Origin of the sequence: Variovorax paradoxus (assembly GCF_024734665.1) — a bacterium.
GTDB lineage: Bacteria > Pseudomonadota > Gammaproteobacteria > Burkholderiales > Burkholderiaceae_C > Variovorax.
In genome coordinates, this window is the sequence record NZ_CP102931.1 from 616,984 (window position 1) to 634,876 (window position 17,893).

Here is a 17,893-nt window from a genome sequence, read left to right on the forward strand (position 1 = left end):
CAGTTCGAACGTGTCCGCGAGTGCACAACTTCGGTAGCGTCTCACCCAGCCGCTTCTTCGCCACCGTTGCCGGGGCCCGGCATGTCAATTTTCTTCAAGACAGGCGTTTTCCGCGCTGCAAGAATGGCTTCATGCGAGAAGACGGACATCGTGAGGAAGTACCGAAGGCCGATGGCCCTCGATCCCGGAATGCGGCCCAGGACGACGCGCGCTTTTTCACTTCCGGGTGCATCACAGGCGAGGAGCGAGTGGATTGCCTGACCGCAACTTTCAGGAAGCACCGCTATGCGCTGCATGCGCACGAGACTTTCGTCATCGGGGCGATCACGTCGGGCTGCGGCACCCTGTGGCTTCAGGGCACACGGCAGCGCGCCGGCCCGGGAGACCTGACACTGCTCAACCCGGAGGATGTGCACGATGGGGCGCCACATGACGCCAAGGGCTACAGCTACCGGGTGACTTACCCTTCCGCGTCGCTCGTTCGGGGCCTCGCGGCCGAGATCGCGGGCCGCGAAGTCCAGCCGCATTTCCGATGCCGGGTGATCCGGGACCCCGCCGCGGCCACTCGCCTGGTGGCCGCGCACCGGGAACTGGAGACGTACGGCTGGTCGCTGGGCACGCAGGAGTCTCTCCTGCTGGCCTATGCCTGCTGCCTCGAACGACATGCCGAGGGCTTCAGCCCCGAAGCCCTGAGAGGGCGGGAGCAACGGCGAGTGTCCAGAATCAAGTCGCTGCTGAACGAGCAAGCCACGTCGAACGACGTGTGCCTGGCCGACCTCGCCGGTGAAGTCGGCGTGAGCCGGTTCCACCTGATCCGCATGTTCCGCAGTGAAGCAGGGACGACACCGCACGCCTATCTGGTCGGCCGCCGCATCGAGGCGGCAAAGCGTCGCTTGCGCCAGGGAGAAGCGCCGATCTCCGTTGCGTCGGCGACCGGCTTTGCGGACCAGGCCCACTTGACGCGCGTCTTCAAGGCCAGAGTGGGCGTGACCCCCGGCGCCTACAGGGACGGGGTGTCGAAATGAGGCAGCCCGTGGGCCCCGCGTCTTCGCTGGCCACCGCCGCCGAAGGCGCAAAGGACATCCTGCCTGCGGTGATGGTCGCGGTTCCGATCGGTCTGCTGCTCGGCGCCCTGTGCAGGTCCAAGGGCATTCCGGCGGCGGAGGCCGGATGGATGTCCCTCCTCGTCAACGCGGGCGCATCGCAGTTTGCGGCAGTGCAACTGTGGGCGAACGACGGGCCAAGGCTGGGGCCCATCCTGCTGTCCACTTTGCTGATCAATGTGCGCCACGCGCTGATGAGCCTGACCCTCGTTCCCAAGCTGGCGAAGGCCGGCATGACGCGCCTGCGCATGCTCGTCGCGCTGGCCTTTCTCACCGATCCGACGTGGGGATTCGCAGAGCAGCGTGCGCGCGCGGGCCTGCCCGTCACCTGGTCCTATTGGATGGGCCTGGCGCTCACCTTCACGGCGGCGTGGACTGGTGCGACCATTGCCGGCGCGTGGCTGGGCGCCTATCTCGGGGATCCGCGGCAGATCGGCGCGGACTTCGCGCTGGCGGCATTGTTCATCGGCATGACGGCCAGGTTCTGGGCGGGGTGGCGGCGCACCGGTCTTGCCATTGCCGCCAGTGGCCTGTCGTCGGCAGCCGTGTTCCATACCCTCGGTGCACCCTGGCACGTGATTGCCGGTGCCGTGGCCGGCATTGCGGCGGCGTACTTCACGGCGCAGCCGGAGGAACCTCGGGAGCAGAAGTTCGCATGACGTTCCACGTGACAACACTCGAGGCGATTGTTGCGATGGCCGTCGTCACCTATCTCACGCGAGTCGTAGGCATGCTGGTGATGCGTTGGGATCGATTCTCCGTCCGGGGCCGGGCGAGAGCGGCCCTGGATGCCATTCCGCCAGTCATGTTCGTGACGATCATCGCTCCGACCCTGCTTGTCACCGGCTGGCCTGAAACGTTGGCGGGCTTGCTGGCGGCTGCGGCCTCGGTCCGCCTTCCGCTCCTGGGAACGATCCTTGTGGGCGTCGTTGCGGTGGCTGTGTTGCGTCTTGGCCTTGGCGTGCCAGGTGTTCCATGAGCGAGGGCGTGATGAGTCCGGCCGTACTCTCCTTCCTGACATCGAACAATGCGATCTTCACCGTTCATGAGCATGGCCCTGTGGTCACTTTCCGGGAGGCGCAGTTATCGCTTCCCTTCGATCCCGACGCGATGGTCAAGAGCCTTGCCTTCCGTCTCCCGGGTGACCGATATGCGATTGCTGCGATGCGGGCGGCCGAGCGCGCGGATTACAAGAAGATCGCTGACGCGCTTGGCGTGAAGAGAGCAGACCTCCAGATGGCGACGGATGCGGAACTGGTGCAGGCCCTGGCGATGGTTCCGGGCGGAGTAGCCCCCTTGCCAATCAACAACGCGCAGGTGGTGATAGACCTCGGAGTTACGGCGATGGAAGCGATCTATTGCGGCACTGGGCGCAATGATTCGACGCTGGAGATCCGCAGCGCCGAACTCCTCCGGGTAAATCGTGGTGCGCTGCGTGACCTCGTAAAGCGGTGATCGTCTGCAGACGACGCGATCCGAAAGTCTCGTAGCGGCACGAGACCTCGGCGCACACGAAATCGCTGCGTGCCCAAGCTCTCAGCCTTGAACTGGACGGCGTGAGAACGTGAGGGAGTCCAAAGAACATCACGGCACTCACGATCGGCAAGCGAAGACCATCATTCGCCAGACTTGGGTAGCCGCTGCGGGCACCCGCGCCGCACCAGGAACCGATGATTCCTGGCGCGGCGTCCCTTTACCACTTCATGCGCAGCCCGATCGAGCCCTGCAGGGAGGTCTTCACATCCGTCGCGCCGCCCGAGGCCCACAGCTTGCCGATTTCGCCGTAGATGCTGGTGGTCTGGTTCAGCGCCAGGGTGAGACCCCCGGCCAGTTCGCTGACAGTGGAGCCGGTGCGGCTCGTGATGTCAGTCGTGGCGGCAGGTCCGATGAAGCGGGCGACGTCGGCGCCGCCGCTCGCCTTGTAGACGTTGAAGCGGCCATACGGCTGCAGCATGCCGAGGCTCGTAGCGATCTCGCCCTTCACGCGCACGCCGACGCGCGCGATCCAGCCGTCGTCGCTGTCCTGCCGCACGTTCGCACCGGAGATCGCGATGTCGTCCAGGCTGATGTGCTGGCGAATCAGCTGAAGTTGCGGCTCGATCTTCCAGCCGCTGTCGCCCATTGCGAATGCCTGGCCCACTTCGATGGATGCCGTCAGGCTGTCGCCCTTGCCCGAGCTGCGCTGAGTCGACAGCGGCTCGACGGTGTAACGGTGCCGCCCGGCCTGCAGCACGGCGTCGGCGTAGAAGCCCGAATCGGCGGTCCAGGTGCCGTAGGCGCCCAGGTACTGGCTGCGCAGGTCGTTGGAACCGACGGCCAGGTTGGCGATGCCGCTGGCGAAGCCGCTGACCCTGACGCTGCCGTCGAGCTGGCCGACGTACACGCCGGCGCGCCAGTTCGATGTGGCGAACAGATCGGTGCCGGCCTGGAAGCCCTTGACGTTGCCCTTGCTGTGCGGGTCGACGGTGCCTTGCTGGCGGATGTCGATGTCGGTGGCGATCACGCGGCCCCAGGCGCGGCGCTCGGTGTCGGTCGATGCGGCGGCGCCTGCCTTGACATCGTCGTCGCCGATGCGTTGATGCAGGTTGCCGATCATGGCCAGGTCCGCCTGGCGCACCTGGCTGGGCAGCGCGGAGAGCAACGGCACTTCGGCGCGGTAGGCCGGCACTTGCACGGCGCTCGTGCCTGCACCGCCCGTTGTGCCGCCTGTCGATCCGCCAGTGCCCGCGGTTGCCGTGGTGGTCGATCGCAGGTACCAGTTCTCGCCGGTGCCGCTGGCGTCGGCGGCATACAGGCGGTACTCGTAGGCACCCGCATCCACGTGGCCGCCCGCGAGCGAGAACGCGTCCTTGGTGGTCTGTGCGGTGGTGGTGGCGCCGTTGAGCGCCGAGACCACTTCGATGCCGTTGCCCACGGTCAGTGCGCCCAGGCCACCGAGCTGGGTGATCTGCACGCTGGTCCTGCCGCTGGCCGAGGCGCTTGCACCGTTGAGCACCAGCCGGTCGCTCACGCTGGTGCTGTCGCCCAGGAAGGTGCCCAGCCGCAGCACGCCGTTGTTGCCCACATAGGCGCCGTTGACGGTGAGGGTGGTGCCTGGTGTGGTGCCTACCAATGTGACAGTGCCGCTGTTGGCGAGCGAGGCAACCGTCTGGCTGAAGCCTGCAAGGTCGAGCGTGGCACCGCTTCGCACGGTATGCGCCGAGGCTGCGCTGAAGGTGTCGGCGACGCCGGCCTTCAGGGTGCCTTCGGCCACATCGGTCGCGCCGGTATAGCTGTTGGAGCCCGAGAGCGTGAGGGTGCCGCTGCCGATCTTGGTGATGAAGCCGCCGCCGGTGATGTTGCCGCTGAGCGTGGCGCTGAAGCCGCCGGTGTCGATCACCGGGTCGTTGTTGCCGGTCAGCACCACGGCGTTGGCGAGGTTCAGGCCGTCGGCAGCGAAGCCGAGCGTGGTGCCGTCGTCCATCGCCAGCGTGCCGGTGCCCAGCGCCAGGTTGTTGCCGACGTTCAGCCGGCCTTGCTTGAGCGCGGTGCCGCCGCCGTAGCTGTTGGCCGCGGTGAGCGTCGTGGTGCCGGCGCCTTCCTTGACGAGCGAGCCGGTGCCGCTGATCGTGCCCGACAGCGTGAGCGCGTCCGAGCGGTTGATGACCAGCGTCGCGTTGTTCAGGACGTTGCCCACGATGCTGCCTGTGGTGCCGCCGTTGCCGAGTTGCAGCGTGCCGGCACTGATGACGGTGCCGCCCTCGTAGCTGTTGTCGGCGGTGAGGATCGTCGTGCCCGTGCCGGCCTGCACAAGCGCGCCGGAACCGCTGATGGTGCCCGACAGCGTCAACGCGTTCGAGCGCTGGATGGTCAACGTCGCGTTGTCGACGATGTCGCCTTTTACCGAGCCGGTGGTGCCGCCGCTGCCGAGTTGCAGCACACCGGCGCTGATCGTGGTGGTGCCGGTGAAGGCCTGGTCCTGCGTCAGCGTGAGCGTGCCCGCACCGGTCTTCTCGATGCCGCCCGTGCCGCTCACGAGGCCGGCGTAGGTCGCGTTGTCGGGCTGGGCGAAACGCACCAGCCCGTTGTCGGTGATTGCTGCCGGCGCGAATTGCGCGCTGCTCTGCAACACGCCGCCCGAACCGACGGTCATGCTGCCTGTGTAGGTGCTGGCATCGGCGCCCAGGATCAGGGTGCCGCCATTGACGGTCGCGCTGGTGATGCCCGAGGACGGCAGCGCCACGTTGAAGGTCCAGACCCCGGCATTGCTCTGCAGCGTCTGGAACCCGGCCAGGGAAAGCGGTGCAAACGTCGAGGCGCCGCCGTTTTCGCTTTCGAGCGTGAGAAGGTTGGCGCCGCCTCCGCCGCTGATGTTGCCGGTGATCGAGGAGCCCGTGTAGGCATGCAGCGCATCGTTGCCGTTTGCGAAGTTGAGCGACCCGATGACGCTGCCCTTGTTGGTGAAATCGACAGCAGAGGTGCCGTTGGCACCGAACACCGTGGCGGTGCCGGGGTTGGTGCTGCCCGATACATAGCCCGCTTCCATCGTGCCGGTGTTGAGGATGGTGTTGTTGCCGGAGCTCGCCTGGAACCAGATCGCCGCATGGGTCGATCGCACGGTTCCGTGATTGATGATCGTGTTGCCGCTGCCGACGGGATTGATGGCCTCCGAATTGGTTGCGCTTCCATTCGCGAAGACGTTGGCGCCTTGCTCGATGGTGATGGTGCTGTTGCTGTTGAACTCGATCGTGTTGGCGCCGATGCCGCCTGGGTACGGACTGTTTCCGTTGGTGGAGCTGTTCTGCACCGTGGCACCGTTGCGAATCGTGATGGTGGCATTGTTGCCAAGGCTGATCGCGGAGTTGTTGACCGTGTCGATCAATGCACCCGACTGGACATCCACCGACGTGTTGGCAGCCGTGGTCGGTCCCGTCCCGACGGTCGTGCCTTGCGTTCCTCCTGCCGAACTGCAGGCGATGGCCGCACCCGTGGCCACACAATCCGCCGCGGCCGGCATTGACACCGTGGCCAGAGCCAGTGTCACCGCTGCGCCTGCCGCGCTCACAGTGGCGCGAGCTTTCGCATGACCACGACTCAACTCCGAAACTACGGTCCATGCTGCGAGAGCATCGTTCCAAACAATGCCAAATACCTTGTTCATGATGTTCCTGGTTGATTCCGCCGCCGCGGAGTAGCGACGCAATCCAAGCCAAGATCAGGCAGAGCGGCCCTTGCCGCACAAGCCCTCAGCACTGGAGCGTCTAGCGTGAGGGCGCGAGCATATGTAACAAGCGGTCGCTCGGGGGCGATGCTTTGTTAACTCTAGTTAACTTTTATTAACTAGTTCACACATATAACGGGATTTCGCTTCAAAACCTTGTTGCCTGGGCCCGACGGGGCTTGGAGGACGACGTCGATCATGGTCCTCAATACAACTCCGTCAGACGGAGCGGAGACAGGCGAAGGCCGACACACCAACCGACGTGAACATCATTGCGCGTGCGCGGCAACTGATGCCACGGCACGCAGACCGAGCAGGTAGCTGTCCACGCCAAAGCCGCAGATCTGTCCTTTCACGATCTCGGCGAACACCGAGTGATGGCGAAACGTCTCGCGCGCATGGATGTTCGACATGTGCAACTCGACCACAGGCACAGTGAGGATCGCCAGTGCGTCGCGAATGCCGTAGCTGTAGTGCGTCCATGCACCCGCGTTGATGAGGACCGCATCCACGCCCTCGGTGAAGCCGCGGTGGATGCGCTCGCACATCGCGCCTTCGCAATTGGTCTGGAAGCTCTCGACCTCGGTGCCGAGCTCCCTACCGAGTGCCTGCAGTTGCGCGTCGATCTCGGCCAGCGTCACCGTGCCGTACTGCTTCGGGTCGCGCTTGCCGAACATGTTGTGGTTGATGCCGTGCAGCATGAGGATCTTCATGGGGGTCGTCTCCTGGTCGTCGGGTCAGACCAAGGGAATGGTCATGCGGTCGATGAGGCTGCGCGTGTCGGGCCGCACGCCGCGCCACCACAGGAAGGCTTCCGCAGCCTGTTCCACGAGCATGCCGACGCCGTCGGCCAGCTTCGGCACGCCGGCGTTCTGCGCCAGGCGCAGGAAGGGCGTCAGGCCCTTGCCGTAGGCGAGCTCGTAGGCCAGCTTCGCACCCTGCAGCGCCTGCGCGGGCAGGGGCGGCAATTCGGCCCTGAGGCTCGCGGAGGTGCCGTTGATGACGATGTCGAATCGCTCGCCTGCCAGATCGCCGTAGCCGCAGCCTTGCACGCGGCCGTGCCCGGCGAACTGTTTCGCCAGGTCGACGGCCTTGGCCTGCGTGCGGTTCGCCAGCACCACCACGGCCGGTTTTTGCGCGAGAAACGGCTGCAGTGCGCCACGCACCGCACCGCCCGCGCCCAACACCAGCATGCGCGCGCCCTCGAACGGGAAGCCCAGGTTGCTCTGGATGTCGTTTGTCAGGCCCACGCCGTCGAAGTTGTCGGCAAGGATGCGGTCGCCTTCGAACTTGAGCGCGTTGGTGGCGCCGGCGAGTTCGGCGCGTTCGAGCCGCTCGGTGGCCAGTGCATAGGCCTGCAGCTTGAACGGTGCGGTGACGTTCATTCCGCGCCCGCCCGCCTTGCGGAATGCGTGCACGTCGTCGGTGAAGCGCTCCAGCGAGCCTTCGATCGCGCTGTAGTCGATGTCCTGGCCGGTCGCTTGCGCGAAGCTGCCGTGGATCATCGGCGACTTGGTGTGTCCTATCGGGTTGCCGATCACGGCGTACTTGTCGGTCATGACTGTCTCCTTACTTGCTGTAGAGCACGCCATCGGCTTGCATGTCTGCGATCTGTGCGGCGTCGAAGCCGAGGCTCGCCGCGATTTCCGCGTTGTGCTCGCCCAGTTCGGGCGCCACCTGCGTGATCGAGGTGTCGCAACCCGACATGTGGAAGGGCAGGTTCGGCAGGCGGATTTTTCCGAGCACCGGGTGCTCCTGCTCGATCACCATGCCGCGCGCACGGATCTGCGGATCGGCCAGTACTTCGTCGATGCGTTGAACCTTGGCTGCAGGTACGTCGATGCCGTCCAGCATCTTCAGCACCTGCGCGACCGGCCGCGCCGCAACCCACGGCTTCACCACTTCGAGAATCTCCGTGCGGTGGGCATTGCGCCCGGCCGAAGCGTGCAGCCGCGTGTCGCTGCCGAAACCCGCGGGGCCGCCGTTCTGCTCGACCAGCGCGGCAAAGCGCTTCCACGCGTCGTCCACCTGCGCGGCGATCACGAGGTCGCCGTCCTGCGCGCGGAACACGCCGTAGAGCGTGGAATTGGGCATGTCGTGCCCGGTCTGCACCGGCACCTCCTGTCCGTTGGAGAGCGTGTAGCACTGCACCGCGTACTCGTGCATGGACACCAGCGTGTCGTACAGCGCCATGTCGATGTGCTGTCCGCGGCCGGATTTCACCCGCCCCAGCAGCGCGGCGTTGATTGCGGCGACCGCGTGGATGCCGGTGTACATGTCGCCGAGCGAGATGCGCAGCAGCGGCGGTGCTTCGCCCGGGTTGCCGACCATCTGCATGATGCCGCTCTTGGCTTCCGCGATGAGGCCGAAGCCGGCGCGGTGCGAGTCGGGGCCGGTGTGGCCGTAGGCCGAGATCGAGCAGTACACCAGGCCGGGGTTGGTCTCGGCGAGTTCGGCATAGCCCAGGCCCAGCTTGTCGAGCGCGCCGGGGCGGTAGTTCTCGACGAACACGTCGGCGCTGTCGACCAGCTTTTTCATCAGTGCCCGGCCGCGTGGGTCCTTCGTGTTCACGCTGAGGCCCTTCTTGCCCATGTTCTGCTGCAGGAAATAGCCGCTGTGGTCGCCGACGAACCACGCATGCTGACGCCCTGCATCGCCCGTGCCGGGGCGCTCGACCTTGATGACTTCCGCGCCTAGCGCGGCGAGGCAGCGGCCGACATAGGGCCCGGCCAGGAAGTGGCTGTAGTCGACGACGCGGAAGCCGGCCAGCGGCAGCGCTTGTTTTGGCGACGTGCTCATGCCGGCTTCCTAGGGACCATCACGCGGTGCTCGCCCTTTTGCACGACCTCGTCGCGCTGGTTGATGAGCTCGGACGGCAGCACGAGGATGCCCCAGCCCGGCTTGCTCTTCGATTCACGCTTGCTGCCGACGTGGAATTTCACGCGCACCGTGTCGCCGAGCTTGATGGGGGCTACAAAGCTCCATTCCCAGCCGAGCGACATGCCCGGCATGAAGCGCATGTCGCTCTTCGTCTTGAGCCCGTCGGCCACCGACAGGCCGAACAGTCCGTGCGCCACGCGGGTGCCGAAGGGCGTGGTGCGCGCATAGGCTTCGTCGGTGTGAACGGGGGTGTGGTCGCCGGTGAGGTCTGCATACGCCATCACGCGGGCTTCTGTCACTTCATAGGGCGGGCTGATGCACTCCTGGCCGACGACGGCGTCGTCCCAGTACTTGTCTTCGATGGTCAAGGTGGTCATTGGTGTGTGTCTCTGTATTGGGGGAGCGGCTCTTCTTCAGGCACGGGGATCGATGGCGAGCGCGCGCGCCACGGCGCCGGCGCTGGCCTGGATGAATTCGACGGCCAGGCCGTCCGGCAGGCGCAGCCAGTTGCGGCCCTGCGGCATCTCGGTCACGCCGAAGGCCTGTGCGGCGGCGAGTGCGGCCTCGAGGTCTTCGCACATCACGCCGAGATGGCCGAGGCGGCCTTCAGGCCCTGCGTAGTCCGGCTTGGCCATGAACTGCATGCCGCCGAGGGTCCAGTACTGGACCGGCTCTTCGAGCGTGCCCTGCACTTCGCGCATCGTCATGCCGCAAACGTCGTGGAAGAACCTGATGTGCCAGTGGATGTCTTTCACCCAGATGGCGACGTGCTCCACATAGGCGCGCGGCGTGCTCATTTCGCCTCCAGCCGGCGTTCGATGCCCTTGATGGCCGCAACCAGTGTCTGGTTGACCGGCGTCGGCACGTTGTGCTCGCGCCCGGTGCGCACCACCGCGCCGTTGATGAAATCGATCTCGGTGATGGAGCCTTTCTCCAGGCTCTGCAGCATGGAGGTCTTGAACTCGTAGGGCAGGCCTTCGGCGGCCATCACCCATGCATCGCGCGGAGACTTGATCGACAGCTTCACGCCGATGGACCGCGCGACGGCCATGGCCTCGGCCACGGCGGCGACGGCCGTGGCCTCGATCTCGGGCACCGCGTAGAGGCTGCCGTACACCTGGCCCGTGATGCCGCTGAGCGCGCCGGTCGAGACGTTGATGAGCAGCTTGTCCCACATCACGCCCAGGATGTTGTCGCTGACCTCGCAAGGGAGTTGGGCGCGCTCGAATTCGGCCGCGATGGCCCTGGCGCGGTCGCTCACGCTGCCGTCGAGTTCGCCGATCACCGTGCGCTTGCCGCGCGTGCCGGCAATGATGCGGCCCGGGCCGAGCAGGACGCCGCCGACGTAGGTCTTGCCGGCCAGCACGTGCTTGCGGCCGGCGACGTCGGCCAGGATTTCCTCGTGGCCCATGCCGTTCTGCAGCGACATCAGCGCGGTGTCGGGTCCGACGATCGACATCGCGCCTTCGATGGCCGAGCGCGTGTGGAAGGACTTGACCAGCACGATCACCAGGTCGGCCGGCGGCAGGCCCTCGACGCTGGTCGATGCGCGCACCTTGACGCGGCGCTCCGAGTCGCCTTCCTTCATGAGGAGGCCGTCGCGCTGGATGGCGTCGACGTGCGCCTGGAACGGGTCGATGAGCGTGACGTCCGACCCGCCGGCGGCGAGCGTGCCGCCGATGGCGCAGCCGAGGGCGCCAGCGCCCAGGAAATAGATTCTCATGCCTGTCTCTTGAAGGAGTGTCTCGAAGGGATGCGTCGAAGATAGGTTTCGACGAACATTTCGTCCATGACATGGAGTGAATGATCTACATTCCGTTTTGAAATGAATGCCGACGACGACAACCTCGATGCAAGCGCGGGCCTGCTCAGCCTCAAGCTGCTGCGCCTGTTCGACCTGATCTACACCACGCAGAGCGTGACGCGCGCGGCCGACCAGCTCGGCCAGAGCCAGCCGACGGTGAGCAACTGGCTGGGCCGGCTGCGCAGGCACTTGGGTGACGAGCTGTTCGTGCGCACCGCGGCAGGCATGCAGCCGACACCGCGCGCGGAAGAACTGATCGTTCCGGCGCGCGAGGCCCTGGCGGCGCTGCGCCGCGTGGCCGCGCCGCCGGAAGTGTTCGACCCGTCGAGCGCGACGCGGCGCTTTCGTATCTGCATGACGGATGCCAGCCACATCACGTTGCTGCCGCAACTGTTGGCACACGTGCGCGCCGTGGGCCCCGGCATTCGCCTGGAGGCTGCGCGCATCGACGAGCAGACCGGGCAAGCGCTGCAGTCAGGCCAGGCCGACCTGGCGATCGGACTGGTCCCCTGGCTCGAATCAGGCTTCTACCAGCAGGTGCTGTATCCGCAGGATTGGGTATGCCTGGTGAATGCACGGCATCCGCGCGTCGGCTCGAAGGGCATGGGCCTGCGCGACTACAAGGCCGAGGCGCACATCGGCATCGTCGGCGGCACGGGCGTGCAACTGCTGGAGGCGGCACTGCTGCGGCACCGCGTCGAACGGCGCATCCTGCTGGAGCTACCCGGCTTCCTGGGACTGGCCGCCATCGTCTCGACCACAGATCTCGTGGCTACGGTGCCTCGCCAGATCGGCGAGACACTGGCCCGCACCAACGGGCTCGCTGTCTTTGATTGCCCGGTGCCTGTGCCACCCTTCACCGTCAAGCAACACTGGCATGCGCGTTACAACCAGGACCCGGCGAATCGCTGGCTGCGCGGTTTGTGCGAACGGCTTTTTGCCAAGAAGTCGAACGCGCGTAAATAGAGGATCGAGCCTGTCGACGGTCAGGGTGAAAAGCACGATGCGCTTTGAGCGCCTGCTCCGGGCGATAGCTTCAACCCGGAGCGCAGTGAACGAAGTGGCCTTGATGGTGCGGCCCGACGGCACGACCGAATGGCATTGCGAGACCGACCTGGGCCCGATCACCGTCGCCCCAAGAAAACCCGAGTGGCCGATCAAGCTCTTGAGCGCCATGACCGAGCGCGTTTCGACGACCACGTTGGGCAGCGCAAGGTTCTGCCGCGCTGCACGTTTCGCCGTTTCGGAGAAATCCAACCGTCGCTTGGGTGGCACACGCCACCGTTGGTCAAGGCAGAGCCGCATCACCTGATCAATGCATTCATGCGTTGTCAGGCGAGCACCCCTCGCGAGACATCGAGCGAATCAGCTTCGCGCTTCCGGGGATGTCAGGTGCCGTTCGGCGTGTTGCGTGAGCGGCTCGCCGACATGGCTGTGGAGAAGCTCAGTCATCAGGATTGGGTGCCAGCATCCGGTGCATGGCGTTCAAAGGCTCTGCGCACGCCGTGAGAGAACAATGCCATTCCACTGAAAAATGAGTGAGTGAATCTCGATTTTCGATGCAGTCAAAAAACAAGGGATGAAGTCTTGGTTGCTCTACTCCGTCGATCGCTGCATCGTGAATGGAACGCCTTGTAATGCACAAGTGTTGGTTGATGTTAGGCCTGATGCGCCGGTATTTCCTTTTTTGTCGGACTCCACTTAAGAGCTGGCCATAACTTGTCACACGGTGAATCCGAAGCGACGCTCCGCGTCACTTTCCGGGATCAATTGGCGCGTTCTTCTCCGGCGGGGTCTGAGGCATGAATCGTGCGCCGCATGGCTTGGTCGGCGAGTGGATCCGGGCCCGAGCCTGCGACATGCCGCTGGCCATGCACGATGAAAGTATTCCCCGCATGCGAAGTACGCAACGCGTGCGGCGGCTGGTTCTCTTCAATCTAAAAAAATCATTCCCATGATGATGTTTCCCCGAGGATGCGTTTCCGCACTGATGCTTTCGGTGCTCCTGTCTGGCTGCGGCGGTGGAGGTGGAGGTGGCGGCAACCAGGGCAGTGGCCTGGCCGGCCTGTCCGGTCTGGGCAGTGGAAGTCAAGGCAGCAATGGCACCGGCCAAAGTGGCGGTGGCACAGGCGGCACGAGCGGCACGGGTGGCACGGGTGGCACGGGTGGCGGCACAGAAGGGGGCACTTCGCCCGTCGCAGCGACCACAGCACTGGTGACCAGGCTCGGCAAGCCCGCCCGGGTGCTGTTCGGGCTCGGCTCCGGTTCCATCGACGAGATGAAGAAACAGGACATTCATCCGGACATCGTGGACACCTACCTGGTAGGCACTGGCGCAGGCGCCTGGCCCACCTGGAACAGTCCCGACGGCGCGTACCTCACATACACCGCGCAGGCCAACCAGGCCTACGGCGCGATTCCGATGTTCACGCTCTACCAGATGCAGGGCGATCTGAGCGGCATCAACGACGCGACCTTCATGAACAAATACTGGGGGCAGACGCGGCTGATGTACCAGCACATTGCGGACCTGCGCGGGCCCGTTCTGATCAACCTGGAGCCTGACTTCTGGGGGTTCCTTGCGGCGAAGAGGCCCGATCACGATGCGACGCAAATTCCGGCCGTCGTGAACAACCAGCCGGAATGCGCCGGCTTGCCGAACACCGCCGCGGGCCTCGGCCAATGCCTCGTGCAGATGGGCAGGCAGATCGCGCCCAAGGCGCTGGTGGGATTCCCGCCCTCCTTCTGGAGCGGCACCGCTGCCGAGATCGGCGCGCAGATGCGCGTGGTCGGGGCAGACAAGGCGGACTTCATCGTCGCCCAGACCAGCGACCGCGACGCGGGCTGCTGGGAAGCTGCATCGCCGCCCGACGAATGCACGGGGCGAAGCCCACCGTTCTACTGGGACGCAAGCAACAAGACCAGCCCGAACTTCCACGACTCCCAGAAGCAGATTTCGGACTACCGTGCAGCACTGGGCAATGACCTCCCGATCCTGTGGTGGCAGACGCCTATGGGCGTGCCGTCCGATACGCCCGGCGGCACGGACCAGCACTACCGCGACAACCATGTCGACTACATGCTGCGCAACGCCCAGGAGTACGGCGACATCCACACGTTCGCGATCGTCTTCAGCCCAGGAGGCGGCCACCAGACCTCCATCACCACCGATGGTGGCCAATTCGCCCGCCTGTCGGGCCAGTACCTTGCGCGAGGCGGTGCGGCCTTGAAGTAGCGATCGGACGCCGGGATCGCACTTGATCCGGCTGCGACATCTTCTTGGATGAACGCCAGGATTCGCCCGCCTCGCGAGCCGAAAAGCCTTCAAGGCGGATCGCGGGCTGATCAATGAAATCAGCGCCTCCAGGAAAGCTGGCGGCCCGTGTCGGCCTCCGCGACTTTTCTGCGCATTAACCAACGGCTCCCATGTTTGATAAAACCGATTTTGCTGCTGCGTTGCTCGTGTTGAGCGCGGTCGTGCTCCCGGGTTGTGGGAGCGGAGAATCGGGAAGTTTCCAGGCGGACGCTACGGTCCCCGCCGCCCCGGGAGACACCCCGGTGGCCCGCGTCATCAAGCACCCCGATGTTGGGGTCACCCTCTCGCACGACATGATCGATCTTGAACCCGATTTTTTTGGTTTCGCGCGAGGGTACGGCCTTCTGGACCAGGTCCCGGCGCAGGTGACGGCTGCGAATCCGACCGACTGCGCAGACCAGGCGAACACTGTGGCGGGTCTGGCTCACTGCCTGATCGCAATGACCCGCAAGTAAGCTCCCAACACGGCCGTCGGCCTGCACAGGTCGCGAGCGCCCATGCCGGAGCTCTGATGTTCGGCCAAGGATCGGACCTGTCGACCACGGCTGAAACCGACTGCGGCAACCTGTACAAGAAGACGGCCGCCTATCTAAATGCAGGGGGCACACCGCTCAAATAGCGTGTCCCTGCGTGCTGTCGCATAGCCACCCTGGCGCCGGCCTGACAGCCGGCGCTTGAACTCGCCATCGCTGAGTTCCAGCTCACTTGCTTCGCGCCAGTTGTCGGTCATCGCTTCCAACAGACCTCGAGCCGCACATTCTGTCGCAGCCGTGAGCCATGTTTCCTGTTCGCGCCAGAGTGCGTGCAAGTGCGTGACTCCGAGTCGAAGCGCCTCGATGTGACACGGCAACTCCCTCAAGGTCTGGATCAAGGTCGACGCATGTCAGCATCTCTGTTAGCGCCGATGCAATCTTGACCAGCTGAACCGCAAAGGCCGATTGATTACGTAGGCTCCAGTTTCCCGAGGCGCTCGAACAGAACGCTCAGTCCGCGGTGAAGCCGCTGGCGCCCTATGGCATTTCCCGTGCGCTGACCGGATCGGCCGTAGGCGGCAGCGCCCCACGCAGCGGGCCGGGCGCCAGCTTGCGCGTATCGACCAGCGGCTGCGACGGCGGAATGAGCTGCGTGCCTTCCATGCGGGTGCTGCCCGCACCCCGGTTGTTCGAGCGCTGCAGCAGCGTATCGGGCAGCACCGGCGCGGCGTTCGCCCCGCGCAGCATGATGTTGTCGGTGCTGGGCTGCGTCTGCAGCTGCTGGCCGCGGATCTCGTCGTAGCGGTCGTAGGCGAAGGCCTCGGTCGAGGCGCCATCGCGCATCACCGCCGGGCGCAGGAACATCATCAGATTGCTCTTGGTGCGCGTGCGGTTCTCGCTCTTGAACAGGTTGCCGACCACCGGGATGTCGCCGGCGAAGGGCACCTTTTCAGTGTTGGTGCCGTAGGTGTCCGACAGCAGGCCGCCGAGCATGACGAGCCCGCCGTCTTCCACCAGCACGCTGGATTCGAGCGAGCGCTTGTTGGTGGTGGGGCCGTTGGGGTCGGTGGTTGTGCCGGGCGCGACGTTCGAGATCTCCTGGAAGATCGTCATCTTCACGGTGCCGTTCTCGTTGATGGTCGGACGCACGCGCAGGGTGAGGCCGACGTCCTTGCGCTCGACGGTGGTGAACGGGTTCACGCCCACCGAGCCCGAGGTGCTGGCGTAGGAGCCGGTCGGGAACGGCACGTTCTGGCCGATGACGATCTTGGCTTCTTCGTTGTCCAGCGTCAGCAGGTTGGGCGTCGAGAGCACGTTGGCGTCGTTGTCGTTGCTGAAGAAATTCGCCACCGCGCCCAGGATGTACTGGCCGCCGATCTTGCCGGCAATGCCGAGATTCAGGCCAGACTGGACCGACGTTGCCAGGCCGGAGGCATCCTTGGTGGCCAGCGCCTGGGTCAGCGCCAGGATGTTGCCGCCGTTGAGGGAGGAGTTGGTGCCGATGACGGCGTTGTTGCCCAGCGCGCTTTGCCACTGCACGCCGAACTTGGCGGCCTTGGTGGCGTTGACCTCGACGATCAGCGCCTCGATCATGACCTGCGCGCGCCGGCCGTCGAGCTTGTCGATCACGGCGCGCATCTGGCGGTATTGCGGCTCGGGCGCCGTGATGATCAGCGAATTGGTCGTCGGGTCGGCCTGGATCTGGCCGCCGGTGGAGGGCTGGTTGGCGGCTGGCGAGCCGCTTTGACCGCCCGTGCTGTTCTGCGTGGCCTGCTGTGGCACGGCGCTGCTGCCGTCAGCCGCACCCGCACCCGCGCCCGTGGTGCCCGATGGCCGGTTCGCTGCCATCGCGGCGCGCAGCGTGGCCGCCAGACGTACCGCATCGGCGTTCTTCAGGTAGACCACATAGATGTTGCCGGCCGCGCCGTTGCTGCTTTCCGCGGGCGGGCGGTCGAGCTTCTCGACCAGCGTGCGCACGAGCTGCGCGCGCGCCGGGTTGGCCGCGCGCATGAGCACCGAGTTGCTGCGCGGATCGGCCAGCAGCGTAGTGCGGAACGATGCGTCGGCACCACCTGGTGCTTCGCTGACGCTCGATGCGCCCGGCGCACCGCCATCGATGAGCCGCTGCACCAGCGGAATCAGGTCGGTGGCGATCGAGTGCTTCAGCTGGATGACCTCGACATCGGATGCATTCGGCACATCGAGCGCCGCGATGATGCGCGCGAGCCGGCGCATGTTGTCGGCGTAGTCGGTGATCACGAGCGAGTTGCTGCCCGGGTTCACGTTGATGGTGTTGTTCGGTGGAATCAGCGGACGCAGCACTGGCATCAGGGCGTTGGGCGACTCGTGGTTGAGCCTGAAGATCTGGGTGATGACCTGGTTGCTTGCCGACGCTGGTACGGCTCCGATGGAGGTGTTCACGGCGACGCTCTGCAGCTTGGCGTTGGCTTCGAGCACCACCTTGTAGAGGCCGTCGGCCTCCACCACTGCAAAGCCCTGCAAACGCAGCGCAGCGGCGAACTGGTTGAAGGCCGCGGCCGGCTGCACGGCGCGGTCGGTCACGAGGTCCATCGTGCCCTTCACGCGCGGATCGACCACCACATTGCGCCCGGTGACCACCGCCATGGTGCGCGCCACGGCCTCGATGTCGGCGTTGGAGAAATTGAGCGTGATCGGGCTGCTGCGAACAACAGGCGCTGGCGCGGCCTCGGCCGGCGCGGACGTTTCCACCGTCCGTGTCTCGGCAGCGGCAACCGCCTGCAGCGTGACCCGCACCGAATTGCCTTGCAGCTCTGCCGTGTACGGCACCGGCTGCCGCAGATTCAACACCACCCGGCTGCGCTCGCCTGCCTGCACCACATTGATAGAGCGCAGGTTGGGCTGATTCACTTCGATGGCTGCGCGCCCGACATCGTTGGTGGCGCCAAGGAAGTCCAGCGCGATGCGCGCGGGGCTCGCGACCGAAAAACTGCCGGGCACGGCGGCGAGGGGTCGTGCCAGGTCGATCTGGATCACCTCCACACCCTGTTGCATGGCGCTTGCGACCGCCTTGATCGCGTTCTGCGCGCAGGCGGTGCCGACCGCGCCGGCCGCAAGCAGACCCAGGCACACGGCCCG

Annotated in this window: 16 protein-coding genes; 8 read left to right on the forward strand and 8 right to left on the reverse strand. The window is 65.5% G+C overall.

Annotated features, from left to right (window positions below):
* Nucleotides 1–20 precede the first annotated feature (20 nt).
* Genes NWF24_RS02890 through NWF24_RS02905 form a run of 4 tightly spaced genes read left to right on the forward strand, consistent with a single transcriptional unit; the run spans nucleotide 21 to nucleotide 2,558 of the window.
* Nucleotides 21–1,025 carry an AraC family transcriptional regulator gene (locus NWF24_RS02890; RefSeq protein WP_258352907.1) on the forward strand — a complete coding sequence of 335 codons (1,005 nt, stop codon included), beginning with the start codon at nucleotides 21–23 and terminating at the stop codon, nucleotides 1,023–1,025.
* Complete coding sequence (locus tag NWF24_RS02895; RefSeq protein WP_258352908.1) at nucleotides 1,022–1,762, forward strand: AzlC family ABC transporter permease; 741 nt, start codon at nucleotides 1,022–1,024, stop codon at nucleotides 1,760–1,762. Before NWF24_RS02890 ends, NWF24_RS02895 begins: the two co-directional genes overlap by 4 nt.
* Nucleotides 1,759–2,082 carry an AzlD family protein gene (locus tag NWF24_RS02900; RefSeq protein WP_258352909.1) on the forward strand — a complete coding sequence of 108 codons (324 nt, stop codon included), beginning with the start codon at nucleotides 1,759–1,761 and terminating at the stop codon, nucleotides 2,080–2,082. The genes NWF24_RS02895 and NWF24_RS02900 overlap by 4 nt, the downstream gene beginning before the upstream one ends.
* Nucleotides 2,079–2,558 carry a YbaK/EbsC family protein gene (locus NWF24_RS02905; protein WP_258352910.1) on the forward strand — a complete coding sequence of 160 codons (480 nt, stop codon included), beginning with the start codon at nucleotides 2,079–2,081 and terminating at the stop codon, nucleotides 2,556–2,558. Before NWF24_RS02900 ends, NWF24_RS02905 begins: the two co-directional genes overlap by 4 nt.
* Nucleotides 2,559–2,796: 238 nt before the next feature.
* Here NWF24_RS02905 and NWF24_RS02910 read toward each other — a convergent pair whose 3' ends face one another.
* The 7 genes from NWF24_RS02910 to NWF24_RS02940 all read right to left on the reverse strand — a co-directional run bounded on the left by NWF24_RS02910 (nucleotide 2,797) and on the right by NWF24_RS02940 (nucleotide 10,906).
* The gene (locus tag NWF24_RS02910) at nucleotides 2,797–6,243 is read right to left on the reverse strand and encodes an autotransporter outer membrane beta-barrel domain-containing protein (RefSeq protein WP_258352911.1); all 3,447 of its coding nucleotides are present in this window, start codon (nucleotides 6,241–6,243) and stop codon (nucleotides 2,797–2,799) included.
* Between the two features lie 329 nt (nucleotides 6,244–6,572).
* A complete protein-coding gene (aroQ, locus tag NWF24_RS02915) occupies nucleotides 6,573–7,016 on the reverse strand; it encodes a type II 3-dehydroquinate dehydratase (protein ID WP_258352912.1) in 444 nt (147 codons plus the stop codon).
* A 24-nt stretch (nucleotides 7,017–7,040) separates the two neighbouring features.
* Nucleotides 7,041–7,862, reverse strand: a complete 822-nt coding sequence (gene aroE / locus NWF24_RS02920) for a shikimate dehydrogenase (protein WP_258352913.1) — start codon at nucleotides 7,860–7,862, stop codon at nucleotides 7,041–7,043.
* 10 nt (nucleotides 7,863–7,872) lie between these two features.
* Nucleotides 7,873–9,102, reverse strand: a complete 1,230-nt coding sequence (locus tag NWF24_RS02925; protein ID WP_258352914.1) for a CaiB/BaiF CoA transferase family protein — start codon at nucleotides 9,100–9,102, stop codon at nucleotides 7,873–7,875.
* Nucleotides 9,099–9,551 (reverse strand): MaoC family dehydratase, encoded by a 453-nt coding sequence (locus NWF24_RS02930; RefSeq protein ID WP_258355227.1) that lies wholly within the window; start codon nucleotides 9,549–9,551, stop codon nucleotides 9,099–9,101. The genes NWF24_RS02925 and NWF24_RS02930 overlap by 4 nt, the downstream gene beginning before the upstream one ends.
* Nucleotides 9,552–9,596: 45 nt before the next feature.
* Nucleotides 9,597–9,980, reverse strand: a complete 384-nt coding sequence (locus tag NWF24_RS02935) for a VOC family protein (RefSeq protein ID WP_258352915.1) — start codon at nucleotides 9,978–9,980, stop codon at nucleotides 9,597–9,599.
* Nucleotides 9,977–10,906, reverse strand: coding sequence for a ketopantoate reductase family protein (locus tag NWF24_RS02940; protein WP_258352916.1), 930 nt, complete (start codon nucleotides 10,904–10,906; stop codon nucleotides 9,977–9,979). The genes NWF24_RS02935 and NWF24_RS02940 overlap by 4 nt, the downstream gene beginning before the upstream one ends.
* A 102-nt stretch (nucleotides 10,907–11,008) precedes the next feature.
* On the opposite strand from NWF24_RS02940, the gene NWF24_RS02945 reads away from it, so the two are divergent.
* From NWF24_RS02945 to NWF24_RS02960, 4 genes are all read left to right on the forward strand, one after another.
* A complete protein-coding gene (locus NWF24_RS02945; protein WP_258352917.1) occupies nucleotides 11,009–11,953 on the forward strand; it encodes a LysR family transcriptional regulator in 945 nt (314 codons plus the stop codon).
* Nucleotides 11,954–12,136: 183 nt separating this feature from the next.
* Nucleotides 12,137–12,496 carry a hypothetical protein gene (locus NWF24_RS02950; protein WP_258352918.1) on the forward strand — a complete coding sequence of 120 codons (360 nt, stop codon included), beginning with the start codon at nucleotides 12,137–12,139 and terminating at the stop codon, nucleotides 12,494–12,496.
* A 481-nt stretch (nucleotides 12,497–12,977) separates the two neighbouring features.
* Nucleotides 12,978–14,222, forward strand: a complete 1,245-nt coding sequence (locus tag NWF24_RS02955) for a hypothetical protein (protein WP_258352919.1) — start codon at nucleotides 12,978–12,980, stop codon at nucleotides 14,220–14,222.
* Between the two features lie 191 nt (nucleotides 14,223–14,413).
* Complete coding sequence (locus NWF24_RS02960; RefSeq protein WP_258352920.1) at nucleotides 14,414–14,758, forward strand: hypothetical protein; 345 nt, start codon at nucleotides 14,414–14,416, stop codon at nucleotides 14,756–14,758.
* 555 nt (nucleotides 14,759–15,313) lie between these two features.
* On the opposite strand, the gene gspD is transcribed toward NWF24_RS02960, so the two are convergent.
* Nucleotides 15,314–17,887, reverse strand: coding sequence for a type II secretion system secretin GspD (gene gspD, locus NWF24_RS02965; RefSeq protein ID WP_258352921.1), 2,574 nt, complete (start codon nucleotides 17,885–17,887; stop codon nucleotides 15,314–15,316).
* Between the last annotated feature and the right edge of the window lie 6 nt (nucleotides 17,888–17,893).